We start from the raw sequence: 25,748 nt of genomic DNA, 5'->3' as shown, positions 1-25,748 counted from the left end.
TTGCGTCGGGATGCCGTCTGAAAACTTATTTTCCGGTGCCTAAACGTTCCAAACGATAGCTGCCGTTTTATGCGTTTTGCCGCCGAGTTTTGTTGTCCAAGTACCATTGCACTGTTTTGCGGAGGCCGGATTCAAAGGTTTCCAAAGGCTGCCAGCCCAAATCCCGTCTGATTTTCGCCGTATCGACGGCGTAGCGGGCATCGTGGCCAGGGCGGTCTTGTACGAAAGTAATCAAATCTTCATAACGCGCCACGCCGGCCGGTTTTTCGGGAGCGAGTTCTTCCAGCAGGGCGCAGATGGTTTTGACGACTTCAATATTGGCTTTTTCATTGTGGCCGCCGATATTGTAGGTTTCGCCGACAACACCTTCGGTAACAACCTGATACAGTGCGCGCGCGTGGTCTTCGACAAACAGCCAGTCGCGGATTTGCATACCGTCGCCGTACACAGGCAGCGGTTTGCCGTCAAGCGCGTTCAGAATCATCAAAGGAATGAGTTTTTCCGGAAAATGGTAAGGACCGTAGTTGTTGGAGCAGTTGGTTACAATGGTCGGCAAGCCGTAAGTACGCAACCACGCGCGGACGAGGTGGTCGCTGGACGCTTTAGAGGCAGAGTAAGGGCTGGACGGCGCGTAGGGCGCGGTTTCGGTAAACAAATCGTCTGTGCCGCTTAAATCGCCATAAACTTCATCGGTAGAAATATGGTGGAAACGGAAGGCTTCGTGCTTTTCAGACGGCATTTGCTGCCGGTAGGCACGCGCAGCTTCAAGTAGGTTGAATGTGCCGACGATATTGGTTTGGATAAACTCGCCTGCCGAACCGATAGAGCGGTCGACATGGCTTTCCGCCGCCAAGTGCATCACGGCATCGGGCCGGTGTTGTGCGAATACGCGGTCGAGTTCGGCGCGGTCGCAAATGTCCACTTGCTCGAAAGCATAGCGGGGATTATCGGCAATGTCGGTCAGCGATTCGAGATTGCCCGCGTAGGTCAGTTTGTCGAGGTTGACGACGGAATCTTGGGTGTTTCGGATAATATGACGGACAACGGCAGAGCCGATAAAGCCCGCACCGCCGGTAACAAGGATTTTTCTCATAAATTTCAGAGGATAGCCAAAAAATATAAACAGATTATAGCAGACAGAATGTGTGTTTTTCAGATAAAGAGGCCGTCTGAAAACATCTCTTTCAGACGGCCTGTATCAGGTCAACTTAATCGTCGTAGCCATTTGGGTTGTTGCTGACCCAACGCCATGAGTCTTCCATCATCTGCGCCAAATCACGCTGGGTTTGCCAGCCGATTTGCGCCTTTGTATAGGAAGGGTCGGCATAGAAGCACGCCAAATCACCGGCACGGCGCGGTTTGACTTCATACGGAATCGTCAAACCCGAAGCTGCTTCAAATGCGCGGATGATTTCCAACACCGAAGAAGCGCGGCCGGAGCCTAAGTTCAGCAAATGCGTGCCTGCTACATTACTTTTTGCCTGCATAGCCGCGACATGGCCTTCTGCCAAATCCATCACATGAATGTAGTCGCGCATTCCCGTACCGTCGGGGGTCGGATAATCGCCGCCGAATACCGACAGTTGCGGCAGCCTGCCCGAAGCCACTTGGCAGATATAGGGCAAAAGGTTGTTGGGAATACCGTTGGGCTGTTCGCCGATCAAGCCGCTTTCGTGCGCCCCAATCGGGTTGAAATAGCGCAACAAAATCACGCTCCAACGCGGATCGGCCTTTTGGATGTCGGTTAACATCCGTTCCACCATCGCTTTGGATGCGCCATAAGGATTAGCGGTATCGCCCGGGCGCATATCTTCCGTATAGGGCATTTTACGTATCATGGCGCGACGCATTAAAGTAAACGCCAAAGCGCGTTTATACTGGTTATCCAGTTTCCCTATATTTTTACGTTACAAATCAAGTTGTTGGTATTCATCGTGAAAATAGAATTTTTCGGCATAACGCTGACTCATAAAACCGGCATGCGGGCTGCCTGAAAAAATCATTGCGACATCATCGTCATTTAATGTTTCATGGTTGTTTTCTATTAATGCTAAAGCAATTTGGTAATTAATTGCCAAAATATCGTTAGTAATCACACGATAGCCGCGTTTTTTGGCTTCGTAGGCAAAGGAACAGCCTCCACTAAATACATCTGCAACTGTATCTACATCAGACGGAAGCTGGTCACAAATCCAGGAAGCTATTTTCTCTTTATTACCGATATAGTTAATTTTCGGATATTGCTTATTCATTTTCACTCATTTTTAAAATACTTTCAGCAATAGCTTTTGCCAATAAAGGCGGTACGGCGTTACCAACCTGCTGCTGCTGGGCAATTTTGCTGCCGCAAAAAATAAAATTATCAGGGAAAGATTGTAAGGCAGCTAATTCACGAACGGTTAACGCCCGATTCTGTTCATAGTGAAAAACTTTGCGCATATCTCCTGTAATACAAACGGCTGGTTTTGTTGCTGTTGTAACGGATGTATTTACGGATATCACCTGTTTTCGGACGTAATGGTTCAGGAATATCGTTACGGTTACCTCCATTTTTAACAAATGCCATTTTTTCTAACATTTGTGCCGAATGATTCATAGCTTCATGATTTGCAACGTGTGGATTGCTTTCGCCAGCAGCCAGTTTTGGAAAATGTCCTATTGCTGATCCAACAGTCTGATGGGAAATCTGCAAAGGTTCGGGAAAGGAAATTTTGCCTTTATCCCTCCTCCCGATAAATATCACTCGGCTACGTATCTGAGGAACACCGAAATCGGCTGCACTCAGTATCTTACATTCCACCGAATAACCGATATTCTGAAATGCTTGAATAATCTCAATACGTGTTTTACCTGAATTGTGTGTATAGAGTCGCGCTACATTTTCCATAACAAAAAAATATGGTTGGACAATTTTAACTATTCGGACAAACTCTTTAAATAAATGGTTGCGTGGGTCATCTGTAAATGTCCGTCCAATCTTTCCTGCCATACTAAAACCTTGACAAGGTGGTCCTCCAATAATCAAATCAACTGCTTGTCCGTTAAGACAATTGATTAAATCTTGTTCGGTTAGTGTGGTTAAATCTTTTTGCAGTAATTGATGATGGGGGAAGTTGGTACGGTAAGTCTGACAATAATCAGACTCCATTTCAACAGAAAGCAATTGTTGGAATCCGGCTTGTTCAAAACCCAAGGATAGGCCTCCTGCTCCTGAGAAAAGGTCAATATAGGTAAGTGGTGTGTGCATAAGTCAAAATCCATAAACTCTTCGATTATTTTACCGCTTCAGCTTCGCAAACGCATCCGCCATCGCCGAATTGGCTGGGGCGCGGTCGTTGCGTTGGGGTTTGCGGCCGGCTGTCCGTTCGCGGCTGCGGTTTTCAGACGGCATTTTATGTTTTGCGCCGCCCGGTTCGTCATCCAAGCGCATGGTCAGCGCGATGCGTTTGCGTGCAGCATCGACTTCCAGCACTTTCACTTTCACCACGTCGCCAGCTTTCACCACTTCGCGCGGGTCTTGGACGAACTTGTTGGACAGGGCGGAGATGTGCACCAAGCCGTCCTGATGGACGCCGATGTCCACGAACGCGCCGAAGTTGGCGACGTTGGAAACCACGCCTTCGAGTATCATACCGACTTGCAAGTCGCTGATTTCGTGGATACCTTCGGCAAACGATGCCGTCTGAAACTCGCCGCGCGGATCACGGCCGGGTTTTTCCAGTTCGGACAGGATGTCCAAAATGGTCGGCAGGCCGAAGCGTTCGTCGGTGAAGTCGGACGCTTTGATTTGCTTCACGCGCTCGCGGTTGCCGATGAGTTCGGCGGCGCTAATGCCTTGTTGCGCCAGCATTTTGGCGACAACGGGATAGGCTTCGGGGTGGACGGCGCTCGCGTCCAACGGCTCTTTACCGCCGTTAATCCGCAAAAAGCCTGCCGCCTGCTCGAAGGTTTTTTCGCCCAAACGCGGTACTTTCAGCAATTTTTTGCGGCTGTCGAACGCGCCGTTTTCATCGCGGTAGGCAACGATGTTTTGGGCAAGGGTTTGATTCAAACCGGAAATTCGCGCCAAGAGCGGGGCGGAGGCGGTGTTCACGTCCACGCCGACGGCGTTCACGCAGTCTTCGACCACCGCGTCCAGCGATTTGGCGAGCTGGCTTTGGTTCACGTCGTGCTGATACTGCCCCACGCCGATGGATTTGGGGTCGATTTTGACCAACTCGGCAAGCGGGTCTTGTAGCCTGCGGGCGATGGACACCGCGCCGCGCAGGGAAACGTCCAAGTCAGGGAACTCGCGCGCCGCCAGTTCGGACGCGGAATAAATCGACGCGCCGGCTTCGGACACGACGATTTTATGCAGCCCCATTTTCGACATTTCACGCACCAGTTCGCCCGCGATTTTGTCGGTTTCACGGCTGGCGGTGCCGTTACCGATGGCGATGAGCTTCACGCCGTGCTGTTTAATCAGGCGCGACAGCGTTGCCAACATATTGTTTTCTTGATGCAAATAGACGATGACGGTATCCAGCAGCTTGCCGGTGTCGTCCACCACGGCGCATTTCACGCCGTTGCGGTAGCCGGGGTCGAGACCCAGCGTGGTCAGCCGTCCGGCGGGCGCAGCAAGCAGCAAGTCTTTGAGATTGCGGGCGAACACGGTAATCGCGTCGGTGTCGGCGGCTTCTTTCAAACGATTGAGAGCTTCAAGTTCCAACGACAAAAAGATTTTCGCGCGCCAAGTCAGGCGCACGGTGTCGCGCAGCCATTTGTGGCCGTCTGAAACTTTGAAGCGGCGGGCGATGATTTGCTCGTATTCGCTTTGCTGCGTAATCGGCGTGTCGTCGGGCTGATATTTGAGCGCGATGTTCAACACGCCTTCGTTGCGTCCGCGCAAAACCGCTAGCGCACGATGGCTGGGCATCGCACGAATAGGTTCGCGGTGGTCAAAATAATCGCTGAATTTTTCGCCTTCGGTTTCTTTGCCTCCAACAACTTGCGCGTGGATTTCGGCTTCGTTCCACAGCTTGTCGCGCAGCGTGCCGATGAGTTCCGCGTCTTCGGCAAACTGCTCCATCAGAATCGCACGCGCGCCGTCCAACGCGGCTTTGGCATCGGGGACGTTTTCGTTCAGGTAGCCTTGTGCGGCGGCTTCCACGTCCTGCGACTGCTCGGCAAGCAACACGTCCGCCAGCGGCTGCAAACCGTGTTCGCGCGCGATTTGCGCTTTGGTGCGGCGTTTGGGTTTGTAGGGCAGATACAGGTCTTCCAGCGCGGTTTTGTTATCGGCGGCTTCGATTTGCGCCCTGAGGTCGTCTGAAAGCTTGCCTTGCTCTTCAATGCTTTTTAAAACAACGGCTTTGCGCTCTTCCAACTCGCGCAGATATTGCAGCCGCTCGGCAAGCCGGCGCAACTGCGTATCGTCCAACCCGCCCGTCGCTTCCTTGCGGTAGCGGGCGATAAACGGCACGGTCGCGCCGTCGTCCAAAAGCTCGACGGCGGCGGTGATTTGCGCGGCAGTCGCGGAGAGTTCTTGGGAAAGAATTTGAGTAATGTTCATCAATAAAATTCCAACGGACAGGCCGTCTGAAATTTCAGACGGCCTGATTTAAAAACAATCGCTTTAAGGCAGCGAATTATAATATTCGTAGGCTTTGTCCATATCTTCAAACTGGTACATATGCCCTTTTTCCAGCACCATCGCATTATCGCAATATTGCTTCATGGCGCTGTGGCTGTGCGACACCAAGATGATGGAACGGTCTTTGCGCTTTTCAAACAACTCGTACTTACATTTATCGGCAAAACGCGAGTCACCAACTGCAATCACTTCGTCAATCAAATAGCAATCAAACTCTACCGCCAACGACAAAGCAAATGCCAAACGCGCCTTCATACCTGAAGAATAACGCTTGACCGGCTCGTAAAGATATTGCCCCAACTCGGAAAACTCTTCGGTAAAGTTCTTCACATAATCGATATCGACATTGTAAATCCGGCAGATGAAACGCAAATTGTCCATACCGGTCAGACTGCCTTGAAACGCACCGGAGAATGCCAAAGGCCAAGAAATACTCATTGTCCGCTTGATTTCACCCGTGGTCGGCGGCTCAACGCCACTGATCAAACGGATGAGCGTCGATTTACCTGCACCGTTGCGGCCGAGAATACCGATTTTCTCGCCCTTCTCCATTTTGAAGCTAATATCGTGCAAGACTGTCCGCCAACCTTGGCGGGTCAGATAGCGTTTGGAAACGTGTTCAACTGAAATCATTGCGGCTCAACCCCTTTGCTGAATCTCGCCACCACCGCCAAACCAAGCAGCAGCAAAACCAAGTTACACAACAAAATATACCAAGGATTTTCGTAAGTCGTGACGCTGTCGCCAAAATATCCGGCACGGAACATTTCTGTACCATGCACCATCGGAATCATCAGCACATAGTGTTGCAACTGCTGAGGCAGGTTGTGTACGAAGAAAAACACGCCGGACAAAGGCATCATCACAAAACTGATGGTACTCCAAACTTTGCCAAACGGTTCAAAATGAAACGCCACCGAACAGATGACCAGCCCCAATCCAACGGCAAACATAGCCATCAAAAGCCAAGCCAACAACATATAGAAAATATCTGCCGGTACATCAATCCAACCGATGATAACCAATGCGAACATAATCACGACCTGCGCAATGGTGGCGCCGGCAATCTCCAACAACATACGCGCAAAAATGGTATCCAATACGCGTACATTTCGGTGATACAGCAGGCTTGTGTTGGCAGAAATCGAACCGATAGCATGATTAGAAGCATTACGCCACATCATCATCATCGGATAGCCTGTCAGCGTGAATGCCACGATATTCAAAGCTGACACGTTGTGCATACGGAAAAACTTCCACATCAACACCATAACCAAAGTCAGCAGCAAAGGTTCGACAAACAACCACAAAAAACCAATGTTATTACGACCGTAGCGAGTAATAATTTCACGCATTAAGAGTGCGCCGATTACCCTTTTTTGGATAAGCAGCGACTCCAAAAACGATGTTTTATGTAGCTCTTTCATCAGTTTTTATGCTCACGGATACTTGCAGACAGCAACACGACAATGCCATAGACAATCAAACCGATGACAAACGTTGCCACGATGTTGTACAAACGGTTTGGCTCATATGCCAAGTCAGGTTTGTTCGGCTGGGAAATCACTTCCAAATACAATTGCTGACGATCTGCTTCCGCTTTTGCACTTTCCAAAGAAGTCATCGCCGCAGCCAATTGTTTTTCGGCCAATTCGTTTTCCAAATACACGCGTTGATATTCCGCCGCCTGATTGGACAACGAACCCTCGCCACCGCCGGAAATCGCTTTCATTTGTTGCGAGATTTCTTTACGCAAACTCTTCTCACGCGCAATCAAACCTGGAATTTGCGGGTTTTCAGGCGTAACGGCTTTTACCTGGTCCAGCTGGGTCTGAATGACAATCAACTCGTCCTGTAATTTGGATACCAAACCCATTTGCACATCGGATTGCGCCTTCAAGTCGAAAATACCGTTAGACACACGGAATTTTGTCAATTGGACAGAAGCCTCTTTAACTTGCTCTTCAGCAGAATTGACCACTTCCTGAGCATAACGAATCGTATCCTGACGCGCACGTTCGTTCAGCTGGTTAATCAATACCTCACCCTGTTTAAGCAAAGCATCATTGATCTTTTGAGATTCACCGGCATTAAACGATGTAACGCTCAAATTGGAAATGCCTGAGACAGAGTCAAAATGGATGGATACCTTATCACGGTAGTATTGATAAAACGCCTCATCCTCGCCACGCAGGCCAAAACCATTAAAACGGCTGAAAATATCGCCTTCTTTTTCATAAAAATCGCGAATGGGCATTTTCTTACGCAACGCATCCAAAGCCGAACGCGACTGCATATATTCCTGCACGGTATAAATATCGTCTTGCGCACGGGCAAAACCTGTGCCCTGCAAAATGGCACCCAGGCCATTGAGAGAAGATTGGCTTTTAGGCGAGCGCACCACAAAGCTCGATTGCGACGTAAAACGATCGGAAGCGAAGAAGCCGAAATACACCAACGAAATTACCGTAGGGATAATCACCGTTACCCAAAATAAAGGGCTTAGCTTTTTAATCCAACTTTTCTTTTTCGGCTTTTTACGCTCGGCTTTGGTTTCAGTGGCAACTGCCACAGGAAGTTGCTCAGACATCTTAATTACTCACATTAATTAGTTAAATTATTAATACTGTTCGCGCCACTGGTAACCGGCGAGAACACAAACGACAAGAATTTCTGCACTTCAGCCAACGGCGCATTCGACACATACAATACATCTTTATTCTTCACAGGAAAGCGCTGCATAGAAAATAGCGAATGCGCATCAGCCATATTCACACGATATACCGTTGGAATCTCTGCCTCACTGCCATAACCTTGAGCAATCCATTTATCCTGACGTTCTGCCGGCAATTCCACCAATGGCGTATAGCGGAACACAAACACACCACGCGCATCAGAACGGCGATCTTGCAAACCGCCCATACGGCCAATGGCTTCAGAAAGCGATAAGCCTCTAGCTGAAAAACCGATTTCTTGTGTTCTCCCCACCGCACCCATAGACGTAAAGGTATAGGGATTGGTAATCATGGTAACCACATCACCGCGACGCAGCAAAATATTTTGTCGCGGATTTGCAACTAAATCTTCCAAGGCAACAGTTCGTACTACATTGCCACGTGTCAGCTGCACATTCGTATCCTGCACATTTGCCGTTGAACCACCTACCGCAGCCACCGCATCCAACACACGCTCACCGGCTGCCGTCAACGGCATACGCACACTATTGCCTGCGCGAATCACCGATACATTTGCCGCATTATTCTGCACCAAGCGCACCATCACTTGCGGCTGATTGGCCATTTTTTTCAGGCGGCCTTTAATAATTTCCTGAACCTGACCAGGCGTTTTACCGACCACCGAAATATCGCCAACAAACGGCACAGAAACCGTACCACGTGCCGTCACCAGTTGCTCCGGCAACTTGGTTTGTTGCGCACTACCCGAGCCCATCGAAGAAAGGCCACCACCAAACAATACCGCTGGCGGCGCTTCCCAAATCATAATATCCAATACATCACCAATATTTAGCGTACCGGTAGAAGCATAACCATCGCCAAACTGGGTAAAAGACTGATTCACCTGAGCTTTATACAAAGACTGCGCTACAGCATGATTGACGTCAATCAACTCTACTTCAGGAATTTGAGCTTCAGACTGTTGCCCCAATGAGACAACTTTTTTTGCACTTGGGCCAGAGGAGGGAATAGCACTACATGCACTTCCCAAAATTAAAAAAGAAATTACAATACAAAACTTCAACTTAAGCATAAAATAAAAAATCTCATTAAGTATGATTGTTTTTAAATAAATTTAAAACCTACCAGAGATACAATACCACTTTATTTTGTAGAACACAAACGTGTATAATATATAACATAAACATCATCTTCGAAATAATATTGGGGCTTAGGAAGCAAAATCATCAAAAAACGTGATAAGCTCCTAATATTTTTAACACATTACTATATTACACATAGGATATTCCAATGAAAGTCTTAACCGTCTTTGGCACTCGCCCTGAAGCTATTAAAATGGCGCCTGTAATTCTAGAGTTACAAAAACATAACACAATTACTTCAAAAGTTTGCATTACTGCACAGCATCGTGAAATGCTAGATCAGGTTTTGAGCCTATTCGAAATCAAAGCTGATTATGATTTAAATATCATGAAACCCAACCAGAGCCTACAAGAAATCACAACAAATATCATCTCAAGCCTTACCGATGTTCTTGAAGATTTCAAACCTGACTGCGTCCTTGTTCACGGAGACACCACAACAACTTTTGCAGCTAGCCTTGCTGCATTCTATCAAAAAATACCTGTTGGCCACATTGAAGCAGGCCTGAGAACTTATAATTTATACTCTCCTTGGCCAGAGGAAGCAAATAGGCGTTTAACAAGCGTTCTAAGCCAGTGGCATTTTGCACCTACTGAAGATTCTAAAAATAACTTACTATCTGAATCAATACCTTCTGACAAAGTTATTGTTACTGGAAATACTGTCATAGATGCACTAATGGTATCTCTAGAAAAACTAAAAATAACTACAATTAAAAAACAAATGGAACAAGCTTTTCCATTTATTCAGGACAACTCTAAAGTAATTTTAATTACCGCTCATAGAAGAGAAAATCATGGGGAAGGTATTAAAAATATTGGACTTTCTATCTTAGAATTAGCTAAAAAATACCCAACATTCTCTTTTGTGATTCCGCTCCATTTAAATCCTAACGTTAGAAAACCAATTCAAGATTTATTATCCTCTGTGCACAATGTTCATCTTATTGAGCCACAAGAATACTTACCATTCGTATATTTAATGTCTAAAAGCCATATAATATTAAGTGATTCAGGCGGCATACAAGAAGAAGCTCCATCCCTAGGAAAACCAGTTCTTGTATTAAGAGATACTACAGAACGTCCTGAAGCTGTAGCTGCAGGAACTGTAAAATTAGTAGGTTCTGAAACTCAAAATATTATTGAGAGCTTTACACAACTAATTGAATACCCTGAATATTATGAAAAAATGGCTAATATTGAAAACCCTTACGGGATAGGTAATGCCTCAAAAATCATTGTAGAAACTTTATTAAAGAATAGATAAAATGTTTATACTTAATAACAGAAAATGGCGTAAACTTAAAAGAGACCCTAGCGCTTTCTTTCGAGATAGTAAATTTAACTTTTTAAGATATTTTTCTGCTAAAAAATTTGCAAAGAATTTTAAAAATTCATCACATATCCATAAAACTAATATAAGTAAAGCTCAATCAAATATTTCTTCAACCTTAAAACAAAATCGGAAACAAGATATGTTAATTCCTATTAATTTTTTTAATTTTGAATATATAGTTAAAAAACTTAACAATCAAAACGCAATAGGTGTATATATTCTTCCTTCTAATCTTACTCTTAAGCCTGCATTATGTATTCTAGAATCACATAAAGAAGACTTTTTAAATAAATTTCTTCTTACTATTTCCTCTGAAAATTTAAAGCTTCAATACAAATTTAATGGACAAATAAAAAATCCTAAGTCCGTAAATGAAATTTGGACAGATTTATTTAGCATTGCTCATGTTGACATGAAACTCAGCACAGATAGAACTTTAAGTTCATCTATATCTCAATTTTGGTTCAGATTAGAGTTCTGTAAAGAAGATAAGGATTTTATCTTATTTCCTACAGCTAACAGATATTCTAGAAAACTTTGGAAGCACTCTATTAAAAATAATCAATTATTTAAAGAAGGCATACGAAACTATTCAGAAATATCTTCATTACCCTATGAAGAAGATCATAATTTTGATATTGATTTAGTATTTACTTGGGTCAACTCAGAAGATAAGAATTGGCAAGAGTTATATAAAAAATATAAGCCCGACTTTAATAGCGATGCAACCAGTACATCAAGATTCCTTAGTAGAGATGAATTAAAATTCGCATTACGCTCTTGGGAAATGAATGGATCCTTCATTCGAAAAATTTTTATTGTCTCTAATTGTGCTCCCCCAGCATGGCTAGATTTAAATAACCCTAAAATTCAATGGGTATATCACGAAGAAATTATGCCACAAAGTGCCCTTCCTACTTTTAGCTCACATGCTATTGAAACCAGCTTGCACCATATACCAGGAATTAGTAACTATTTTATTTACAGCAATGACGACTTCCTATTAACTAAACCATTGAATAAAGACAATTTCTTCTATTCGAATGGTATTGCAAAGTTAAGATTAGAAGCATGGGGAAATGTTAATGGTGAATGTACTGAAGGAGAACCTGACTACTTAAATGGTGCTCGCAATGCGAACACTCTCTTAGAAAAGGAATTTAAAAAATTTACTACTAAACTACATACTCACTCCCCTCAATCCATGAGAACTGATATTTTATTTGAGATGGAAAAAAAATATCCAGAAGAGTTTAATAGAACACTACATAATAAATTCCGATCTTTAGATGATATTGCAGTAACGGGCTATCTCTATCATCATTATGCCCTACTCTCTGGACGAGCACTACAAAGTTCTGACAAGACGGAACTTGTACAGCAAAATCATGATTTCAAAAAGAAACTAAATAATGTAGTGACCTTAACTAAAGAAAGGAATTTTGACAAACTTCCTTTGAGCGTATGTATCAACGATGGTGCTGATAGTCACTTGAATGAAGAATGGAATGTTCAAGTTATTAAGTTCTTAGAAACTCTTTTCCCATTACCATCATCATTTGAGAAATAAGTTAAATTATGAAGAACCTTTGAGTGCAATTCGAAGGTTCTTCATTCATATTATTCATATTTTGGAGAAATTATGTTATCTAATTTAAAAACAGGAAATAATATCTTAGGATTACCTGAATTTGAGTTGAATGGCTGCCGATTCTTATATAAAAAAGGTATAGAAAAAACAATTATTACTTTTTCAGCATTTCCTCCTAAAGATATTGCTCAAAAATATAATTATATAAAAGATTTTTTAAGTTCTAATTATACTTTTTTAGCATTCTTAGATACCAAATATCCAGAAGATGATGCTAGAGGCACTTATTACATTACTAATGAGTTAGATAATGGATATTTACAAACCATACATTGTATTATTCAATTATTATCGAATACAAATCAAGAAGATACCTACCTTTTGGGTTCAAGTAAAGGTGGCGTTGGCGCACTTCTACTCGGTCTTACATATAATTATCCTAATATAATTATTAATGCTCCTCAAGCCAAATTAGCAGATTATATCAAAACACGCTCGAAAACCATTCTTTCATATATGCTTGGAACCTCTAAAAGATTTCAAGATATTAATTACGATTATATCAATGACTTCTTACTATCTAAAATTAAGACTTGCGACTCCTCACTTAAATGGAATATTCATATAACTTGCGGAAAAGATGATTCATATCATTTAAATGAATTAGAAATTCTAAAAAATGAATTTAATATAAAAGCTATTACGATTAAAACCAAACTAATTTCTGGCGGGCATGATAATGAAGCAATTGCCCACTATAGAGAATACTTTAAAACCATAATCCAAAATATATAAAATGCGTAAGATTACTTTTATTATCCCTATAAAACAGTCTTTAATAAAACCTGATTGCTTTATACGCCTCTTTTTTAATTTATTTTTGCTAAAAAAATTCTCAAGTAAATACGGATTTTCTATATTAGTTGCAGACAACAGTAACTTCCTTTGGAAAAATATTATTAAATTAATTACAAAATTTTACAAATGTAATTATATTAGTATTAAATCTCATAATACTTTTTATACGCCTGCTAAAATTAAAAATGCAGCTGCCATCTATAGTTTTAATACCTTGAATTCAAATTACATTTTATTCTTAGATGTTGACGTTTTATTATCGGAAAATTTTATCCAACATTTAATAAAAAAAACAAAAACCAATATCGCCTTTGATTGGTACCCTGTTTCATTCTTAAACAAACAATTTGGGATTATAAATTTTATATTATTCTCATATAAAGGTAATCTAAATATAGAAGAATCATTCATTATACAAACAGGGTTTGTAACTGGCTTACAATTATTTAATTCTGATTTTTTCTACAAAACAGCTGGATACAATGAAAGCTTTCTTGGCTATGGCTGTGAAGATATTGAAATGATTCACAGAGCAACATTATTATTAAATATTAGACCTGCCTTTAATGAAAATCATCAATATTTTACAGATGATAGAGGATATATGCCTTCTAAATTAACCGGATTTCGAAATTATTTTTATTATTTGAAAAGAGATGAATTTTCAAACTTACAGATAACTCCTAAACATTTCTGGCATAAGCGAAAAAATAAATCAAAATATCTAAAAAATAGATATCAAAATGATGTAAAAATGATTCAGATTATGAAAGATTTTGATCGAAAATTTCTAAAAAATTAACGAGCTGTCTTGCCCATATGAATCCTGATTACTTTAATTTAATTATGAAAAATATTCTCGTTACCGGCGGCACCGGTTTTATCGGCTCGCACACCGTTGTTTCTTTGCTGAAAAGCGGCCATCAAGTCGTGATTTTGGATAACCTATGCAATTCCAGCATCAATATCCTGCCACGCTTGAAAACGATTACCGGCCAAGAGATTCCGTTTTATCAAGGCGATATCCGCGATCGTGAGATTTTGCGCCGTATTTTTGCGGAAAACCGCATTGATTCGGTGATTCATTTTGCCGGCTTGAAAGCGGTGGGTGAAAGTGTGGCCGAGCCGATGAAATATTATGATAATAATGTTTCCGGCAGCTTGGTGTTGGCGGAAGAAATGGCGCGTGCGGGCGTGTTTAGCATTGTGTTCAGTTCTTCGGCGACGGTTTATGGCGATCCGGGCAAAGTGCCTTATACCGAGGATATGCCACTGGGCGATACCGCTAATCCTTATGGCGCATCCAAAGCGATGGTGGAACGGATGTTAACCGACATCCAAAAGGCCGATCCGCGTTGGAGCGTGATTTTGTTGCGCTATTTCAACCCGATTGGGGCGCACGAAAGCGGCTTGATCGGCGAACAGCCCAACGGTATTCCCAACAACCTTTTGCCCTATATCTGCCAAGTGGCTTCGGGCAGGCTGCCGCAACTGTCGGTATTCGGCGGCGATTATCCGACCCCCGACGGTACGGGAATGCGCGACTACATTCATGTGATGGATTTGGCAGAAGGCCATGTCGCGGCTATGCAGGCAAAAAGTAATGTAGCAGGCACGCATTTGCTGAACTTAGGCTCCGGCCGCGCTTCTTCGGTGTTGGAAATCATCCGCGCATTTGAAGCAGCTTCGGGTTTGACGATTCCGTATGAAGTCAAACCGCGCCGTGCCGGTGATTTGGCGTGCTTCTATGCCGACCCTTCCTATACAAAGGCGCAAATCGGCTGGCAAACCCAGCGTGATTTGGCGCAGATGATGGAAGACTCATGGCGTTGGGTCAGCAACAACCCAAATGGCTACGACGATTAAGTTGACCTGATACAGGCCGTCTGAAAGAGATGTTTTCAGACGGCCTCTTTATCTGAAAAACACACATTCTGTCTGCTATAATCTGTTTATATTTTTTGGCTATCCTCTGAAATTTATGAGAAAAATCCTTGTTACCGGCGGTGCGGGCTTTATCGGCTCTGCCGTTGTCCGTCATATTATCCGAAACACCCAAGATTCCGTCGTCAACCTCGACAAACTGACCTACGCGGGCAATCTCGAATCGCTGACCGACATTGCCGATAATCCCCGCTATGCTTTCGAGCAAGTGGACATTTGCGACCGCGCCGAACTCGACCGCGTATTCGCACAACACCGGCCCGATGCCGTGATGCACTTGGCGGCGGAAAGCCATGTCGACCGCTCTATCGGTTCGGCAGGCGAGTTTATCCAAACCAATATCGTCGGCACATTCAACCTACTTGAAGCTGCGCGTGCCTACCGGCAGCAAATGCCGTCTGAAAAGCACGAAGCCTTCCGTTTCCACCATATTTCTACCGATGAAGTTTATGGCGATTTAAGCGGCACAGACGATTTGTTTACCGAAACCGCGCCCTACGCGCCGTCCAGCCCTTACTCTGCCTCTAAAGCGTCCAGCGACCACCTCGTCCGCGCGTGGTTGCGTACTTACGGCTTGCCGACCATTGTAACCAACTGCTCCAACAACTACGGTCCTTACCATTTTCCGGAAAAACTCATTCCTTTGATGATTCTGAACGCGCTTGACGGCAAACCGCTGCCTGTGTACGGCGACGGTATGCAAATCCGCGACTGGCTGTTTGTCGAAGACCACGCGCGCGCACTGTATCAGGTTGTTACCGAAGGTGTTGTCGGCGAAACCTACAATATCGGCGGCCACAATGAAAAAGCCAATATTGAAGTCGTCAAAACCATCTGCGCCCTGCTGGAAGAACTCGCTCCCGAAAAACCGGCCGGCGTGGCGCGTTATGAAGATTTGATTACTTTCGTACAAGACCGCCCTGGCCACGATGCCCGCTACGCCGTCGATACGGCGAAAATCAGACGGGATTTGGGCTGGCAGCCTTTGGAAACCTTTGAATCCGGCCTCCGCAAAACAGTGCAATGGTACTTGGACAACAAAACTCGGCGGCAAAACGCATAAAACGGCAGCTATCGTTTGGAACGTTTAGGCACCGGAAAATAAGTTTTCAGACGGCATCCCGACGCAATGCCATCTGAAAACCCATCGCAAAGGAAGAAAGAAAAGATGAAAGGCATCATACTGGCAGGCGGCAGCGGCACGCGCCTCTACCCCATCACGCGCGGCGTATCCAAACAGCTCCTGCCCGTGTACGACAAACCGATGATTTATTACCCCTTGTCGGTTTTGATGCTGGCGGGAATCCGCGATATTTTGGTGATTACCGCGCCTGAAGACAACGCCTCTTTCAAACGCCTGCTTGGCGACGGCAGCGATTTCGGCATTTCCATCAGTTATGCCGTGCAACCCAGTCCGGACGGCTTGGCACAGGCATTTATCATCGGCGAAGAATTTATCGGCAACGACAATGTTTGCTTGGTTTTGGGCGACAATATTTTTTACGGTCAGTCGTTTACGCAAACATTGAAACAGGCGGCAGCGCAAACGCACGGCGCAACCGTGTTTGCTTATCAGGTCAAAAACCCCGAACGTTTCGGCGTGGTTGAATTTAACGAAAACTTCCGCGCCGTTTCCATCGAAGAAAAACCGCAACGGCCCAAATCCGATTGGGCGGTAACCGGCTTGTATTTCTACGACAACCGCGCCGTCGAGTTCGCCAAACAGCTCAAACCGTCCGCACGCGGCGAATTGGAAATTTCCGACCTCAACCGGATGTATTTGGAAGACGGCTCGCTCTCCGTTCAAATATTGGGACGCGGTTTCGCGTGGCTGGACACCGGTACGCACGAAAGCCTGCACGAGGCGGCTTCGTTCGTCCAAACCGTGCAAAACATCCAAAACCTGCACATCGCCTGCCTGGAAGAAATCGCTTGGCGCAACGGTTGGCTTTCCGATGAAAAACTGGAAGAATTGGCGCGCCCGATGGCGAAAAACCAATACGGCCAATATTTGCTGCGCCTGTTGAAAAAATAATGTTTGAGGCCGTCTGAAACTTTTCAGACGGCCTTTAGATGAAAGATAAAAAGATGAACATCATTGATACCGCCATTCCTGACGTAAAACTGCTTGAGCCCCAAGTCTTCGGCGACGCGCGCGGCTTTTTTATGGAAACCTTCCGCGACGAATGGTTCAAGACCCAAGTCTGCAACCGCACCTTCGTGCAGGAAAACCACTCCAAATCCGGCAAAGGCGTATTGCGCGGCCTGCACTACCAAACCGAAAACACACAAGGCAAACTCGTACGCGTAGTTGTCGGCGAAGTGTTCGACGTGGCCGTCGATATGCGCGAAGGTTCGCCGACTTTCGGCAAATGGGCGGGCGCAACCCTGTCCGCGCAAAACCAATGCCAGCTTTGGATACCCGAAGGCTTCGCGCACGGGTTTTGCGTTTTGGGCGACGCGGCGGAAGTCGTGTACAAATGCACCGACTATTACAAGCCTGAAGCCGAACAGGTTTTAATATGGAACGACCCGACAGTCGGCATAGGCTGGCCGCTTCAAACCGCGCCGCTGCTGTCGCCCAAAGACCTTGCCGGCAAAACGTGGGCGCAAGCCGAAAAGCTCCGCCTTCCGCTTTCCAGATAAAAATGCCGTCTGAACGCTTCAGACGGCATTTTTTCCGACAGCCTACTTGCCCGCCTTCAGTACGCGCTGTGCAAAGAAAAACATCCCGGTAACGAAGAACGCCAAACCCAACCAAGAAGCGGCGGCATCCCAGTTTTGCAGATTCAACGCAAGCGGCGCATCCGAGCCGCCGTTGGTCACGGAGAAGGCAATAATAAACGCCATAATCACACCGATCAGGCTTTCACCGACAATCAGGCCGGCGGAGAACAAGGTTCCGATACGCTCGGCGTTTTTCAGACGGCCTTCGCGGTTTTCCGCTTTTTTACCGATGATGTGTTTCAACACCGCCGCCAACACCGCGCCTGCCACGATGGGCATATTGACGGACGGCGGCAGATAAATACCCATACCGACCGCAAGGACGGGCAGGGCAAGTTTGCCGCCTGATGATTTTTTCAACACCAAATCGACGACGATTAATACCGCGCCGATCGCGATGCCGGTAAAGATGTAGACCCATTCGAGGTTGTGGGCGAAAATGCCCGACGCGATGGTCGTCATCAAAGTCGCTTGAGGAGCTGCCAAAGCCTGCGCCGCATCCATGCCTTCGCGCGGCATTGCGCCGGTAAAGCCGTAGGCTTCGTAAAGCAGTTCCAACACGGGCGAAATAACCAGCGCACCAACGATACAGCCGATAATCAGGGCGACTTGCTGCCGCCAAGGCGTGGCTTTGAGCAGGTAGCCGGTTTTCAAGTCTTGCAGGTTGTCATTGGAAATCGAAGCCACGCAGATTACTGCCGAGCCGCAAAACAAAGTCAGTGCCAGCAAAAATTTGCGGTTAGCCTCATCCGCCAACAAACCTCCGGATTCGCCTACCAGCAGCAAAACCAGTGAAATAACGACGACGGACACGATGCCCACGCCGGAAATCGGGCTGGAAGACGAGCCGACCAAACCTGCCATATAACCGCAGGCGGCGGCGACCAAAAAGCCGATGACGGAAGCCAAAAGCGTGCAAACGACCACCAAAAGCCAAGCCATGCCGCCCGTAATGTGCGAATCGCCGATAAAGTGGTAAAACGACACGCCTAAAACAAACATCATCGCCAGCACCCAAAAAATCATGGCTTTAGGCGACAAATCTTGTTCGGCGCGTTCCGCAGCGGGCGCACCGCCGCCAAAACTCTTGAACGACATCTTCATGCCTTCCACCATCGGCTTGAGCAGCATCAACAGCGTCCAAACCGCCGCAATGCCAATAGTCCCCGCACCGATAAAACGCACTTTCTCCTTCCACAGCTTCATCGCAAACGCCGCCATTTCCATATCGGAAGGTTGCGGAATGTGTGAGGAGAAATACGGCACGGCAATGCCCCAAGCAATCGAAATGCCCAACAGGATGGCGATACCGCCCGTCAGTCCGACCAAATAGCCCGCGCCCAACAATGCCAGTGAAAAGCCCATCGGCAGCTGGAAAATCGCCGTACCGCTTTTAAACCAATAACTCGCGCTGTCGGCAATCACGCGCAGACCTCCGGCGCAAAAGCTCATCAATCCCGCCAACGCACCGCCGGCCGCCAGCTCTTTGATGCCGCTGCCGCCCTGACGGTTATCCCCTTCTTCATGACCGCCCACTTTCAAAATTTCAGCAGCCGCCACACCTTCCGGATAAGGCAAATCGCTTTTCACCACCATCGCGTAACGCAGCGGAATGGTGAAAATCACCCCCAAAATCCCGCCGGCAATACATAAAAGCGTCGTCTGCCAGAACGGGAAACCGCTCCAGTAGCCCGCCATCAGCAAACCGGGCAGGACGAAGATGATGGTCGAAAGCGTACCCGCCGCCGAAGCTTGGGTCTGCACCATGTTGTTTTCCAAAATATTGCTGCCTTTGAAAAACTTTAAAACCGCCATCGAAATTACCGCCGCCGGAATCGACGAGGCAAAGGTCAGCCCGACTTTCAAACCGAGGTAAACGTTGGACGCAGTAAAAATTACAGTGATCAATGCACCGAGTATCATGCCTCGGAGCGTCAGTTCGCGGTATTCTTCTACCGACCCGGATAAAGATTTATTCATTATTCTTCCTTTGACAACAGACGTTCACATATTGTTGGCATCGCGCCATGATGTTAAGTTTTAAAAAGAACAGTTAAAAACAGTTATCCCACCCTGCCCCATACCCCATTGAAAATAAAAACTATTTTTAAACAAACAAAACAGCCGTATCAGGGAGATTCCCCGATACGGCTGCTTGTTTCCGAACCTTAAAATCAATCAAACAAATCGCGCAGCTTGTCTAAAAACGATTTCTTGCGCGGTGTTTGGTTTTCCAAGCCGGTAGAAATCCGCTCAAATTCTTCCAAAAGCTCTTTTTGACGGTCGGTCAAATTGACAGGCGTTTCGACAACAATATGGCAGTACAAATCGCCGGTCGCGCTGCTGCGTAAAGATTTGACACCCTTACCCTTCACGCGCATCCTCCTGCCGGTTTGGGTTTCTTTGGGGACGGTGAGCTTGACCTTTCCGTCCAAGGTCGGCACTTCCAACTCCCCGCCCAAAGCAGCCGTGGCAAAACTGATCGGCAGTTCGCAATGCAAGTCCAGACCGTCGCGTTGGAAAATCTTATGCGCCCGAATGCGGACGGTTACATACAGGTCGCCAGCAGGCGCACCGTGCATACCCGGTCCGCCTTCGCCGCTCAAACGGATACGCTGCCCGTCATCGATACCGGCGGGAATATTGACTTCCACCGTCTTGACCGCCTTATTCCGCCCCGCGCCACGGCATTTGACGCAAGGTTCTTTAATGTGTTTGCCCGCACCGTGGCAGGTCGGACAAGTCTGCTGCATACGGAAAATCGCCTGCTGGATGTGCACCGTACCCGAACCTTTGCAAGTCGGGCAGGTTTCCGGGGATGTCCCCGGTTTCGCGCCACTGCCGTTACAGACATCACACGCTTCATAAGTCGGAATATTGATGCGTTTCTTCACACCTTTTGCGGCTTCTTCAAGCGTGATTTCGATACCGACTTGAACGTCCTCACCCTGATAATCAGGCTGGGCGCGCCCCGAACCGCCTCCAAACATTTGGCTGAAAATATCCCCAAAGTCAAAACCCTGCGCACCGCCAAATCCGCCAAACCCTCCGAAGCCCCCCTGTCCGCCGCCTTCAAACGCCGCATGACCATACTGGTCGTACATAGCGCGCTTTTCCTTGTCGGACAAAGTTTCATACGCCTTTTGTACTTCTTTAAACTTCTCTTCCGCCTCTTTATTGTCAGGATTGCGGTCGGGATGGTATTTCATCGCCAATTTCCGGTAGGCTTTTTTAATCTCATCATCGGTAGCTGTTCTTGCCACACCCAGCGTCGCATAAAAATCTTGATTACTCATTTTTTCATCTAATTCAAAATAAAATCACGGCTCAAAATAAGGGCAATTGCGCAAAACACAAGACAAACAGACTGCCATAGCTTACAAACTGAAACGGAATACACTTTTCAGACAGCATAAACCGATGCCGTCTGAAATCTTCAGGTATGCACGACACAAAAACTTAGACAGGCATAAAACCAACCGCCATGAAGTGTTTTTGTTATAAAAACGCCGCCCGAACGCATGTTCAGACGGCATTTGATGCGACTGCAGACTTCCCCCCTATTTTATTTTTTATCCGCGGGCAGCACTGGTTTAGCTGGGCCTTTTGGTGCGGGCGCACCGACAGAAGCCTGATCCTTCAGCTTCGCCAGCACCGCAGGGCCGATGCCCTTTACCTTGGTCAAATCGTCTACAGACTTGAACGCACCGTTTTGCGCACGGTATTCCGCAATGGCCTTCGCCTTCGCAGGGCCTATGCCCGGCAGCGCCTCCAGCTCCTGCTGCGAAGCCGCATTGATGTTTACCGCCGCAAGGGAGAAGGCGCAGGAGAACAGCATACAGAACAGCACGAACATTTTCTTCATGGTTTTTCCTTTAAGGGTTGCAAACAATAAACCGCATCTTGCGACGATAAAACGGGTCATTCTAAAATGAATATCCCAAAGTTTCAAGCCGTTCCTCCGCAAACCCGACCGGACGCCGTACGGATACTGTCCCGCCATCCCCGACATTTTTTCCGGGCAAAGCAAAAACCCCCGAATAATCGGGGGTTTTCTGAAAGGGTGTTTGGCAGTGACCTACTTTCGCATGGAAGAACCACACTATCATCGGCGCTGAGTCGTTTCACGGTCCTGTTCGGGATGGGAAGGCGTGGGACCAACTCGCTATGGCCGCCAAACTTAAACTGTTACAAATCGGTAAAGCCTTAATCAATATATTCGGTAATAACTGAATCAGTCAGTAAGCTTTTATCTCTTGAAGTTCTTCAAATGATAGAGTCAAGCCTCACGAGCAATTAGTATGGGTTAGCTTCACGCGTTACCGCGCTTCCACACCCCACCTATCAACGTCCTGGTCTCGAACGACTCTTTAGTGCGGTTAAACCGCAAGGGAAGTCTCATCTTCAGGCGAGTTTCGCGCTTAGATGCTTTCAGCGCTTATCTCTTCCGAACTTAGCTACCCGGCTATGCAACTGGCGTTACAACCGGTACACCAGAGGTTCGTCCACTCCGGTCCTCTCGTACTAGGAGCAGCCCCCGTCAAACTTCCAACGCCCACTGCAGATAGGGACCAAACTGTCTCACGACGTTTTAAACCCAGCTCACGTACCACTTTAAATGGCGAACAGCCATACCCTTGGGACCGACTACAGCCCCAGGATGTGATGAGCCGACATCGAGGTGCCAAACTCCGCCGTCGATATGAACTCTTGGGCGGAATCAGCCTGTTATCCCCGGAGTACCTTTTATCCGTTGAGCGATGGCCCTTCCATACAGAACCACCGGATCACTATGTCCTGCTTTCGCACCTGCTCGACTTGTCGGTCTCGCAGTTAAGCTACCTTTTGCCATTGCACTATCAGTCCGATTTCCGACCGGACCTAGGTAACCTTCGAACTCCTCCGTTACGCTTTGGGAGGAGACCGCCCCAGTCAAACTGCCTACCATGCACGGTCCCCGACCCGGATGACGGGTCTGGGTTAGAACCTCAAAGACACCAGGGTGGTATTTCAAGGACGGCTCCGCAGAGACTGGCGTCTCTGCTTCAAAGCCTCCCACCTATCCTACACAAGTGACTTCAAAGTCCAATGCAAAGCTACAGTAAAGGTTCACGGGGTCTTTCCGTCTAGCAGCGGGTAGATTGCATCTTCACAACCACTTCAACTTCGCTGAGTCTCAGGAGGAGACAGTGTGGCCATCGTTACGCCATTCGTGCGGGTCGGAACTTACCCGACAAGGAATTTCGCTACCTTAGGACCGTTATAGTTACGGCCGCCGTTTACTGGGGCTTCGATCCGATGCTTGCACATCTTCAATTAACCTTCCAGCACCGGGCAGGCGTCACACCCTATACGTCCACTTTCGTGTTAGCAGAGTGCTGTGTTTTTAATAAACAGTCGCAGCCACCTATTCTCTGCGACCCTCCAGGGCTTACGGAGCAAGTCCTTAACCTTAGAGGGCATACCTTCTCCCGAAGTTACGGTATCAATTTGCCGAGTTCCTTCTCCTGAGTTCTCTCAAGCGCCTTAGAATTCTCATCCTGCCCACCTGTGTCGGTTTGCGGTACGGTTCGATTCAAACTGAAGCTTAGTGGCTTTTCCTGGAAGCGTGGTATCGGTTACTTCATGTCCGTAGACACTCGTCATCACTTCTCGGTGTTAAGAAGACCCGGATTTGCCTAAGTCTTCCACCTACCGGCTTAAACAAGCTATTCCAACAGCTTGCCAACCTAACCTTCTCCGTCCCCACATCGCATTTGAATCAAGTACAGGAATATTAACCTGTTTCCCATCGACTACGCATTTCTGCCTCGCCTTAGGGGCCGACTCACCCTACGCCGATGAACGTTGCGTAGGAAACCTTGGGCTTTCGGCGAGCGGGCTTTTCACCCGCTTTATCGCTACTCATGTCAACATTCGCACTTCTGATACCTCCAGCACACTTTACAATGCACCTTCATCGGCCTACAGAACGCTCCCCTACCATGCCAGTAAACTGGCATCCGCAGCTTCGGTTATAGATTTGAGCCCCGTTACATCTTCCGCGCAGGACGACTCGACCAGTGAGCTATTACGCTTTCTTTAAATGATGGCTGCTTCTAAGCCAACATCCTGGCTGTCTGGGCCTTCCCACTTCGTTTACCACTTAATCTATCATTTGGGACCTTAGCTGGCGGTCTGGGTTGTTTCCCTCTTGACAACGGACGTTAGCACCCGCTGTCTGTCTCCCGAGGAACCACTTGATGGTATTCTTAGTTTGCCATGGGTTGGTAAGTTGCAATAACCCCCTAGCCATAACAGTGCTTTACCCCCATCAGTGTCTTGCTCGAGGCACTACCTAAATAGTTTTCGGGGAGAACCAGCTATCTCCGAGTTTGTTTAGCCTTTCACCCCTATCCACAGCTCATCCCCGCATTTTGCAACATGCGTGGGTTCGGTCCTCCAGTACCTGTTACGGCACCTTCAACCTGGCCATGGATAGATCACTCGGTTTCGGGTCTACACCCAGCAACTCATCGCCCTATTAAGACTCGGTTTCCCTACGCCTCCCCTATTCGGTTAAGCTCGCTACTGAATGTAAGTCGTTGACCCATTATACAAAAGGTACGCAGTCACACCTCTAGGGCGCTCCCACTGTTTGTATGCATCAGGTTTCAGGTTCTGTTTCACTCCCCTCCCGGGGTTCTTTTCGCCTTTCCCTCACGGTACTGGTTCACTATCGGTCGATGATGAGTATTTAGCCTTGGAGGATGGTCCCCCCATATTCAGACAGGATTTCACGTGTCCCGCCCTACTTTTCGTACGTTTAGTACCGCTGTTGAGATTTCGAATACGGGACTGTCACCCACTATGGTCAAGCTTCCCAGCTTGTTCTTCTATCTCGACAGTTATTACGTACAGGCTCCTCCGCGTTCGCTCGCCACTACTTGCGGAATCTCGGTTGATTTCTTTTCCTCCGGGTACTTAGATGGTTCAGTTCTCCGGGTTCGCTTCTCTAAGTCTATGTATTCAACTTAGGATACTGCACAGAATGCAGTGGGTTTCCCCATTCGGACATCGCGGGATCATTGCTTTATTGCCAGCTCCCCCGCGCTTTTCGCAGGCTTACACGTCCTTCGTCGCCTATCATCGCCAAGGCATCCACCTGATGCACTTATTCACTTGACTCTATCATTTCAAGAACTTCTTTGACTTTGCCTAACATTCCGTTGACTAGAACATCAGACTTGAATTTCCTACTTTGATAAAGCTTACTGCTTTGTTGTGTCTTAATCCTGCCTTTTGTGTTTCAGGATTAAGTCGATACAATCATCACCCAAATACTGTGTTTGTTTTCTTTTCTCTTGTGAGCGATTTTTTATCCTTTGCAAAGAATAAAAAATCAAAACAAACGCTTTGTCTTTGTTTGTTGATTTCGGCTTTCCAATTTGTTAAAGATCGATGCGTTCGATATTGCTATCTACTGTGCAAATCAAAACGAGCTGATTATTATATCAGCATTTTGTTCTTGGTCAAGTGTGACGTCGCCCTGAATGGATTCTGTTCCATTCTTCCGTTTTGATTTGTACAGTATTGGTGGAGGCAAACGGGATCGAACCGATGACCCCCTGCTTGCAAAGCAGGTGCTCTACCAACTGAGCTATGCCCCCCGTTCTTGGTGGGTCTGGGAGGACTTGAACCTCCGACCCCACGCTTATCAAGCGTGTGCTCTAACCAGCTGAGCTACAAACCCGGATTCTCTTCTTAAGCGAATCTTGCCTTCACTCAAGCTTCTTCCGCATCTTTTTCAGTTTACCGATAAGTGTGAATGCCTAAAGCCTCT

The 25,748-nt window shown here is 46.8% G+C and carries 20 protein-coding genes, 2 tRNA genes, 2 rRNA genes and 1 pseudogene; 8 read left to right on the top strand and 17 right to left on the bottom strand.

Annotated elements, in window-relative coordinates:
* Nucleotides 1-67 precede the first annotated feature (67 nt).
* The 10 genes and pseudogenes from rfbB (IUJ45_RS06640) to ctrA all read right to left on the bottom strand — a co-directional run bounded on the left by rfbB (IUJ45_RS06640) (nucleotide 68) and on the right by ctrA (nucleotide 9,400).
* Nucleotides 68-1,093 carry a dTDP-glucose 4,6-dehydratase gene (gene rfbB / locus IUJ45_RS06640; protein ID WP_002236574.1) on the bottom strand — a complete coding sequence of 342 codons (1,026 nt, stop codon included), beginning with the start codon at nucleotides 1,091-1,093 and terminating at the stop codon, nucleotides 68-70.
* Nucleotides 1,094-1,208: 115 nt separating this feature from the next.
* Nucleotides 1,209-1,829: pseudogene (gene galE / locus IUJ45_RS06635) on the bottom strand (UDP-glucose 4-epimerase GalE); the annotation flags it as partial.
* Between the two features lie 78 nt (nucleotides 1,830-1,907).
* Complete coding sequence (locus IUJ45_RS06630; protein WP_002231447.1) at nucleotides 1,908-2,252, bottom strand: DNA adenine methylase; 345 nt, start codon at nucleotides 2,250-2,252, stop codon at nucleotides 1,908-1,910.
* Complete coding sequence (locus tag IUJ45_RS10985) at nucleotides 2,245-2,439, bottom strand: DNA cytosine methyltransferase (protein ID WP_002215282.1); 195 nt, start codon at nucleotides 2,437-2,439, stop codon at nucleotides 2,245-2,247. The genes IUJ45_RS06630 and IUJ45_RS10985 overlap by 8 nt, the downstream gene beginning before the upstream one ends.
* A complete protein-coding gene (locus IUJ45_RS06625) occupies nucleotides 2,417-3,247 on the bottom strand; it encodes a DNA cytosine methyltransferase (protein WP_002215283.1) in 831 nt (276 codons plus the stop codon). The genes IUJ45_RS10985 and IUJ45_RS06625 overlap by 23 nt, the downstream gene beginning before the upstream one ends.
* Before the next feature lie 30 nt (nucleotides 3,248-3,277).
* A complete protein-coding gene (locus IUJ45_RS06620; protein ID WP_002239407.1) occupies nucleotides 3,278-5,551 on the bottom strand; it encodes a Tex family protein in 2,274 nt (757 codons plus the stop codon).
* 63 nt (nucleotides 5,552-5,614) lie between these two features.
* Nucleotides 5,615-6,265, bottom strand: coding sequence for an ABC transporter ATP-binding protein (locus IUJ45_RS06615; RefSeq protein ID WP_002218516.1), 651 nt, complete (start codon nucleotides 6,263-6,265; stop codon nucleotides 5,615-5,617).
* Nucleotides 6,262-7,059 (bottom strand): ABC transporter permease, encoded by a 798-nt coding sequence (locus IUJ45_RS06610; RefSeq protein WP_002236582.1) that lies wholly within the window; start codon nucleotides 7,057-7,059, stop codon nucleotides 6,262-6,264. Before IUJ45_RS06610 ends, IUJ45_RS06615 begins: the two co-directional genes overlap by 4 nt.
* Complete coding sequence (locus IUJ45_RS06605; protein ID WP_002236581.1) at nucleotides 7,059-8,222, bottom strand: capsule polysaccharide export inner-membrane protein CtrB; 1,164 nt, start codon at nucleotides 8,220-8,222, stop codon at nucleotides 7,059-7,061. The genes IUJ45_RS06610 and IUJ45_RS06605 overlap by 1 nt, the downstream gene beginning before the upstream one ends.
* 14 nt (nucleotides 8,223-8,236) lie before the next feature.
* Complete coding sequence (ctrA, locus tag IUJ45_RS06600) at nucleotides 8,237-9,400, bottom strand: capsule polysaccharide export outer membrane protein CtrA (protein WP_002236580.1); 1,164 nt, start codon at nucleotides 9,398-9,400, stop codon at nucleotides 8,237-8,239.
* A 218-nt stretch (nucleotides 9,401-9,618) separates the two neighbouring features.
* Here ctrA and wecB point away from each other — a divergent pair, with 218 nt between their 5' ends.
* The 8 genes from wecB to rfbC all read left to right on the top strand — a co-directional run bounded on the left by wecB (nucleotide 9,619) and on the right by rfbC (nucleotide 17,845).
* Complete coding sequence (wecB, locus tag IUJ45_RS06595) at nucleotides 9,619-10,737, top strand: non-hydrolyzing UDP-N-acetylglucosamine 2-epimerase (RefSeq protein ID WP_002236579.1); 1,119 nt, start codon at nucleotides 9,619-9,621, stop codon at nucleotides 10,735-10,737.
* 1 nt (nucleotide 10,738) lies between these two features.
* Nucleotides 10,739-12,376: a stealth family protein gene (locus IUJ45_RS06590; protein ID WP_002236578.1), complete on the top strand. Its 1,638-nt coding sequence runs from the start codon at nucleotides 10,739-10,741 to the stop codon at nucleotides 12,374-12,376.
* 72 nt (nucleotides 12,377-12,448) lie between these two features.
* Nucleotides 12,449-13,192: a YqiA/YcfP family alpha/beta fold hydrolase gene (locus IUJ45_RS06585; protein WP_002236577.1), complete on the top strand. Its 744-nt coding sequence runs from the start codon at nucleotides 12,449-12,451 to the stop codon at nucleotides 13,190-13,192.
* 1 nt (nucleotide 13,193) lies between these two features.
* Complete coding sequence (locus tag IUJ45_RS06580) at nucleotides 13,194-14,057, top strand: galactosyltransferase-related protein (protein WP_002236576.1); 864 nt, start codon at nucleotides 13,194-13,196, stop codon at nucleotides 14,055-14,057.
* A 44-nt stretch (nucleotides 14,058-14,101) separates the two neighbouring features.
* Nucleotides 14,102-15,121: a UDP-glucose 4-epimerase GalE gene (gene galE, locus IUJ45_RS06575; RefSeq protein ID WP_082308721.1), complete on the top strand. Its 1,020-nt coding sequence runs from the start codon at nucleotides 14,102-14,104 to the stop codon at nucleotides 15,119-15,121.
* 115 nt (nucleotides 15,122-15,236) lie between these two features.
* Nucleotides 15,237-16,262 (top strand): dTDP-glucose 4,6-dehydratase, encoded by a 1,026-nt coding sequence (rfbB, locus tag IUJ45_RS06570; protein WP_002236574.1) that lies wholly within the window; start codon nucleotides 15,237-15,239, stop codon nucleotides 16,260-16,262.
* A 105-nt stretch (nucleotides 16,263-16,367) separates the two neighbouring features.
* A complete protein-coding gene (gene rfbA / locus IUJ45_RS06565) occupies nucleotides 16,368-17,234 on the top strand; it encodes a glucose-1-phosphate thymidylyltransferase RfbA (protein WP_002221803.1) in 867 nt (288 codons plus the stop codon).
* Between the two features lie 53 nt (nucleotides 17,235-17,287).
* Nucleotides 17,288-17,845, top strand: coding sequence for a dTDP-4-dehydrorhamnose 3,5-epimerase (gene rfbC / locus IUJ45_RS06560; protein WP_164732759.1), 558 nt, complete (start codon nucleotides 17,288-17,290; stop codon nucleotides 17,843-17,845).
* A gap of 42 nt (nucleotides 17,846-17,887) precedes the next feature.
* Here the strand turns inward: rfbC and IUJ45_RS06555 are convergent, their stop codons facing one another.
* The 7 genes from IUJ45_RS06555 to IUJ45_RS06525 all read right to left on the bottom strand — a co-directional run bounded on the left by IUJ45_RS06555 (nucleotide 17,888) and on the right by IUJ45_RS06525 (nucleotide 25,658).
* Nucleotides 17,888-19,906 carry an OPT family oligopeptide transporter gene (locus tag IUJ45_RS06555; protein WP_002236572.1) on the bottom strand — a complete coding sequence of 673 codons (2,019 nt, stop codon included), beginning with the start codon at nucleotides 19,904-19,906 and terminating at the stop codon, nucleotides 17,888-17,890.
* A 194-nt stretch (nucleotides 19,907-20,100) separates the two neighbouring features.
* Nucleotides 20,101-21,222 (bottom strand): molecular chaperone DnaJ, encoded by a 1,122-nt coding sequence (gene dnaJ / locus IUJ45_RS06550; protein ID WP_002215274.1) that lies wholly within the window; start codon nucleotides 21,220-21,222, stop codon nucleotides 20,101-20,103.
* A 269-nt stretch (nucleotides 21,223-21,491) separates the two neighbouring features.
* The gene (locus IUJ45_RS06545; RefSeq protein ID WP_010981060.1) at nucleotides 21,492-21,956 is read right to left on the bottom strand and encodes a ComEA family DNA-binding protein; all 465 of its coding nucleotides are present in this window, start codon (nucleotides 21,954-21,956) and stop codon (nucleotides 21,492-21,494) included.
* A 35-nt stretch (nucleotides 21,957-21,991) separates the two neighbouring features.
* Nucleotides 21,992-22,105 (bottom strand): 5S ribosomal RNA (gene rrf / locus IUJ45_RS06540).
* Nucleotides 22,106-22,201: 96 nt separating this feature from the next.
* Nucleotides 22,202-25,093: ribosomal RNA gene (locus IUJ45_RS06535) — 23S ribosomal RNA — on the bottom strand.
* Nucleotides 25,094-25,499: 406 nt separating this feature from the next.
* Nucleotides 25,500-25,575: transfer RNA gene (locus tag IUJ45_RS06530), tRNA-Ala, on the bottom strand.
* Nucleotides 25,576-25,581: 6 nt separating this feature from the next.
* Nucleotides 25,582-25,658 (bottom strand) — tRNA-Ile (locus tag IUJ45_RS06525).
* Nucleotides 25,659-25,748 lie beyond the last annotated feature (90 nt).

This window comes from Neisseria meningitidis (genome assembly GCF_022869645.1).
GTDB lineage: Bacteria > Pseudomonadota > Gammaproteobacteria > Burkholderiales > Neisseriaceae > Neisseria > Neisseria meningitidis.
This window is presented reverse-complemented; position numbering and strand designations above follow the sequence as displayed.